Origin of the sequence: Kitasatospora sp. NPDC056800, from assembly GCF_042789775.1 — a bacterium.
GTDB lineage: Bacteria > Actinomycetota > Actinomycetes > Streptomycetales > Streptomycetaceae > Kitasatospora.
In genome coordinates this window covers 1-5,052 of sequence record NZ_JBHUAL010000345.1, presented here as the reverse complement: position 1 = coordinate 5,052, position 5,052 = coordinate 1, and the positions used below count along the sequence as shown (strand labels likewise).

Below are 5,052 nucleotides of genomic sequence, written 5' to 3'. Positions count from 1 at the left end.
GCCCGCCCCGGGGTCTCCGGGGTGGGCGGCCCGTCGCCGTGCCGTGGGCCGTGGCTCAGCCGGTCAGGCCGGGGATGGCCGGGAGGGTGCTGGTCAGCCCGCCGATCGGGGTCTTGTCCAGACCGGGGATGGTCGGGAGCGCGGCGCGCTGCTGGGCGGCGCGCTGCTCGGTGACGCCGGCCAGCGGGGTGTCCCCGGCGGGGACGGCCTTGCCGACGCTCGGGGCGAGGGTGCCCAGCGTCTCGGTCACCTTGCCGGCGGCGGGCAGCTTGGCGGCGGTGTCGGTGACCGCACCGGTCACCGCCGGGTTCGTCAACGCGCCGGTGGGCAGCCCGAGGCCGCCGGCCGCCTGGCCGTCGGCCGCGGAGGCGGCACCGGCGCCGACCGCCACGATGGCGATGCCGAGCGCCGCGGTACCGGCGGCCTTGAGAGCCTGCTTCATGGTTGGTCCCCTTTGGGTCCTCGTCGGTCGCCGACTTCGCGCACGGGACCGGCGGACGGGCGACCGCCGCCGCGACGTTTCGGCATGACTGGCACACCGTAGTGAGCAGGTCACGCGGGAGCCAAAGGGCGTTCACTCACCCGAGTGAGTAGTCGGATGAACACCAACCCCCTTGCAGGAGCCTGGAGTTCATCCGACCGGCGCGCGCCGGGGCGCCGCGCCCCGGAGGCTCAGTTGCCGCCGGTGCCCGCGCTGAACAGCCACTCCGCCTTCAGCTCGGCGTAGCCCGGCTTGATCACGTCGCTGATCATCGCCAGCCGCTCGTCGAAGGGCAGGAACGCGGACTTCATCGCGTTCACCGTGAACCACTCCAGGTCGCCCAGGGTGTAGCCGAAGGCGTCCACCACGTGGCCGAACTCCCGGCTCATGCTGGTGCCGCTCATCAGCCGGTTGTCGGTGTTCACGGTGACCCGGAACTTCAGCCGGCTGAGCAGCCCGATCGGGTGCTCGGCGTACGAGGCGGCGGCGCCGGTCTGGATGTTGGAGGTCGGGCACATCTCCAGCGGGATGCGCTTGTCGCGCACGTACGCGGCCAGCCGGCCGAGCTCGACCGTGCCGTCCTCGCCCACCGTGATGTCGTCGACGATCCGCACGCCGTGGCCGAGCCGGTCGGCGCCGCAGCACTGCAGGGCCTCCCAGATCGACGGCAGGCCGAAGGCCTCGCCCGCGTGGATGGTGAAGTGGTTGTTCTCGCCCTTGAGGTAGTCGAAGGCGGCCTGGTGGCGGGTGGGCGGGTAGCCGGCCTCGGCACCGGCGATGTCGAAGCCGACGACGCCCGAGTCCCGGTGGCGGTTGGCCAGTTCGGCGATCTCCTGCGAGCGGGCGGCGTGCCGCATCGCGGTGATCAGGGTGCCGACGCGGATCCGGTGGCCGGCCGCGCGGGCGTTGGCCTCGCCGAGGCGGAAGCCCTCCTGGACGGCCTCGACGACCTCGTCCAGGCTCAGTCCGGCTTCCAGGTGCTGCTCGGGGGCGTAGCGGACCTCGGCGTACACGACGCCGTCGGCGGCCAGGTCCTCGGCGCAGTCCGCGGCGACCTTGATCAGCGCCTCACGGGTCTGCATCACGGCGCAGGTGTGCGCGAAGGTCTCCAGGTAGCGGACCAGCGAGCCGGAGTCGGCGGCCTCGCGGAACCACTCGCCGAGCTCCTTGGGGTCGGTGGTGGGCAGGCCCTGGTAGCCGCAGGCGGCGGCCAGCTCGACCACGGTCTCCGGGCGCAGCCCGCCGTCCAGGTGGTCGTGCAGGAGGACCTTCGGCGCGCGGCGGATCTGGTCGGGGGTGGGGATGCGCGGGCCGGTGCCCGCGGTGGTGACGGGGATCTGCTGTTCCATTGCGGAAATATAGCCCCTACGCGCGTAGACCGACCACCGCGAACACCGCCGGATGGTCCAAACTCCACCCGGAATTCCACCGACCGGTCCATACGATCCACCAAAGCGTCAACCGGCCGCCGCGACGGGCCCGGTCGCGCCGCGCGACGGCGTTCTCAGCCCTGCCGCACGACGGCGTTCTCAGTCGTGCTGCAGCAGCCGCCCGCGCCGGGACAGCACGAAGTCCCGGAACGCCCGCGCCGGCGGGGCCAACGGCCGCCCCGCCGCCCAGGCCAACCCGATCGCCCGCCGGGTCCGCGGCGCCGTCACCTCCAGCTCCACCACCCCCGGCCGCGGCACCAGGGCCGGCGGCAGCAGCGCCACCCCCAGCCCGGCCGCCACCAGCCCGCGCAGCGTCTCCGCCTCCTCCCCCTCGAACGCCAGCCGGGGGACGAACCCGGCCTCCGCGCAGAAGCCGTCCGTGATCGCGCGCAGCCCGTACCCCTGCTCCAGCCCGACGAACGGCTCCTCGGCCACCTCCGCCAGCCGGATCCGCCGCCGCCCGGCCAGCCGGTGGTCCGCCGGGACGACCAGGTGCAGCCGCTGCTCGTCCAGCGGCCGGGCGGCGAACGCCGGGTCCTCCGGCAGCGGCGCGACCAGGCAGAGGTCCAACTCCCCGGCCCGCAGCCGCTCCAGCATCGCCGCGCCGTAGTCCTGCACCAGCTGGAACCGCACCCGCGGGTGCTCCGCGCGGAAGCCGCGCAGCAGCGCCGGCACCGCGTCCGGCCCCATCGTGTGCAGGAAGCCGAAGGCCACCAGGCCCACCGCCGGGTCCGCCTCCGCCCGGGCCGCCTCCGCACCCCGCTCCAGCTCGGCCAGCGCCCGCTCCACCGAGGCCAGCAGCAGCCGGCCCGCCCTGGTCAGCCGGACCGTACGGCCCTGGCGGGCCAGCAGGTCCACCCCCAGCTCCTCCTCCAGCCCGGCCACCGCGCGCGACAGCGTCGGCTGCGGCACCCCGAGCAGCGCGGCCGCCTGGGTCACGTGCTCCAGCCGGGCCACCGCCGCGAACCGGGCCAGCCGGGGCGCCAGCAGCACGGCCGGCTCCTCCGGCCCCAACTCGGCCACCCGGTACCGCTGTTCCCCGCCGTCCACCGATTCCGGACCGGACATCCCCGCACCACCTCGACTCATACGCCAGTGCATCGATCATCCACACTTCATGCATTGGACGCATCAACGCCGACAGGCCTACGGTCGACGACATGCAGCCCGCCGATACCGGGGCATCCGTGACCACCCCGGATGCCCCCGCCACCGCCCCCACCACCCTCACCGCCGACGACCGCCACCGCCCCGGCCAGCGCGCCTTCCGCCGCGCCAACCTCGCCCTGTTCGCCGCCGGGGTCGCGACCTTCGTCCTGCTCTACTCCACCCAGGGCCTGCTGCCGATCCTCTCGGCCGACCTCGACCTCACCCCCGGCCAGGCCAGCTGGACGGCCTCCGCCGCCACCCTCGGCCTCGCCCTCGGGCTGCTCCCGGCCAGCGCGCTCTCCGACCGGTACGGCCGCACCGCGGTGATGACGGCCTCCACCCTCGCCGCCTCCGCGTTCGCCCTCGCCCTGCCCTTCGCGCCGGACCTCACCACCCTCGTCGTCCTGCGCGTCCTCCAGGGCGCCGTCCTCGCCGGGCTCCCCGCCACCGCCATGGCCTACCTCGCCGAGGAGGTCCACCCCAGCGCCCTGCCCTCCGCGATGGGCCTGTACGTGGCCGGCAACAGCATCGGCGGCATGGGCGGCCGACTGCTCTCCGGCTGGACCGCCGCCGGACTCGGCTGGCGCTGGGGCCTCGCCGCCTCCGCCGTCCTCGCCCTGCTCGCCACCCTCGCCTTCCGGCTGCTGATCCCCGCCGCCCGGCACTTCACCCCGGCCCCGGTGGACGCCCGCGCGCTCACCCGCACCGTCGGACGGCACCTGCGCAACCCGCTGCTGCTACGGCTGTACCTGCTCGGCATGCTGTTCATGGCGGTGTTCGGCGCGGTCTACAACACCGTCGGCTACCGGCTGATCGCCGCGCCCTTCCACCTGCCGGAGTCGATCGCCGCCTCGATCTTCGTGGTCTACCTGGTCGGCACCGGCACCTCCGCCGCGGCCGGCCGGCTCGTCGGCCGCCTCGGCCGGCGCGGCGCCCTCTACGTCTCCATCGGCGTGACCGCGGCCGGCCTGCTGCTCTCCCTCGCCGAATCCCTCACCTGCGCCCTGCTCGGCCTGGTCCTGATCACCGCCGGCTTCTTCGCCGGCCACGCCACCGCCTCCTCCTCCGTCGGCCGCACCGCCACCGAGGGCCGCGCCCAGGCCTCCGCCCTCTACCTGATCGCCTACTACCTCGGCAACAGCCTCGGCGGCACCCTCGGCGCCGACGCCTACCACGCCACCGGCTGGCCCGGCGCCGCCACCGTCGGCCTCACCGCCATGGCCCTCGCCGCCGCCGTCACCCTCTACGCCACCCGCCAGGCCCACACCACCGCCCGGCGTTCGAGTCAGCCGGGCAGACTTTCCGCCAGGTAGACTTTCCCCATGGCAGACCTCAAGCGCCGCCGTCGCCCCCACCTGGTGTCCACGCCCGTGCGGAAGAAGGGCGTGGTCACCATCCCGCAGGAGATAAGAGAGCAGCTGGACCTCCAGGAGGGCGACCAGTTGGTGGTCGCGGTGGAGGACGGCCGCATCGTCCTGACCCCCGCCTCCGTCATCCCGGACGACCAGGCGTGGTTCTGGAGCGGCGCCTGGCAGGAGAAGGAGCAGGAGGTCGACGAGGCGCTCGCCGCGGGCGAGCGGGGCGAGATGTTCCAGGACGGGGACTCCTTCCTGCAGTCGCTCGCCGACGAGGCCGGCCTCGACCTGGGGGAGATCAAGCGCCGTGCCGACGTATGAGTCACTGGCCCACTTCCTGCGCGACTGGAAGGGCCTGACCGCCGCCCAGAAGACCGCGTTCCTGGTCGCGGTGGCCCAGTTCGTCGCCGACCTCCGGGCCGGCCAGGGCTTCCGCCGCGGCCTGCGGGTGAAGAGGATGCAGGGCCACCCGGACATCTGGGAGATGACCTGGGCCCCGGACGGCCGGGCGACCTTCAGCTACGGAACCCCGCCCCAGCACGGCGAGCCCCACATCGTCTGGCGCCGGATCGGCACCCACGACATCTTCGCCCGCCCCTGACCGGTGAGAAACGTCGAGCCGCCCGCCGGTGCACCG

The 5,052-nt window shown here is 74.2% G+C and carries 6 protein-coding genes; 3 read left to right on the top strand and 3 right to left on the bottom strand.

Features of this window, described 5'->3' with window-relative positions; translation table 11 throughout:
- Positions 1-55: 55 nt before the first annotated feature.
- From ACFRQN_RS39850 to ACFRQN_RS39840, 3 genes are all read right to left on the bottom strand, one after another.
- Complete coding sequence (locus tag ACFRQN_RS39850; RefSeq protein WP_049649197.1) at positions 56-442, bottom strand: hypothetical protein; 387 nt, start codon at positions 440-442, stop codon at positions 56-58.
- 230 nt (positions 443-672) lie between these two features.
- On the bottom strand, positions 673-1,830 hold the full coding sequence (locus tag ACFRQN_RS39845) for an adenosine deaminase (RefSeq protein ID WP_049649196.1): 1,158 nt from the start codon (positions 1,828-1,830) through the stop codon (positions 673-675).
- Between the two features lie 180 nt (positions 1,831-2,010).
- Entirely contained in the window at positions 2,011-2,979 is a 969-nt protein-coding gene (locus tag ACFRQN_RS39840; RefSeq protein ID WP_082345153.1) for a LysR family transcriptional regulator, read from the bottom strand.
- A 92-nt stretch (positions 2,980-3,071) separates the two neighbouring features.
- Here ACFRQN_RS39840 and ACFRQN_RS39835 point away from each other — a divergent pair, with 92 nt between their 5' ends.
- The 3 genes from ACFRQN_RS39835 to ACFRQN_RS39825 are packed head-to-tail and all read left to right on the top strand — an operon-like array spanning position 3,072 to position 5,016.
- A complete protein-coding gene (locus ACFRQN_RS39835; RefSeq protein WP_380745527.1) occupies positions 3,072-4,373 on the top strand; it encodes an MFS transporter in 1,302 nt (433 codons plus the stop codon).
- 9 nt (positions 4,374-4,382) lie between these two features.
- Positions 4,383-4,736 carry an AbrB/MazE/SpoVT family DNA-binding domain-containing protein gene (locus tag ACFRQN_RS39830; protein WP_380745525.1) on the top strand — a complete coding sequence of 118 codons (354 nt, stop codon included), beginning with the start codon at positions 4,383-4,385 and terminating at the stop codon, positions 4,734-4,736.
- The gene (locus tag ACFRQN_RS39825; protein ID WP_380745523.1) at positions 4,723-5,016 is read left to right on the top strand and encodes a hypothetical protein; all 294 of its coding nucleotides are present in this window, start codon (positions 4,723-4,725) and stop codon (positions 5,014-5,016) included. The genes ACFRQN_RS39830 and ACFRQN_RS39825 overlap by 14 nt, the downstream gene beginning before the upstream one ends.
- Positions 5,017-5,052 lie beyond the last annotated feature (36 nt).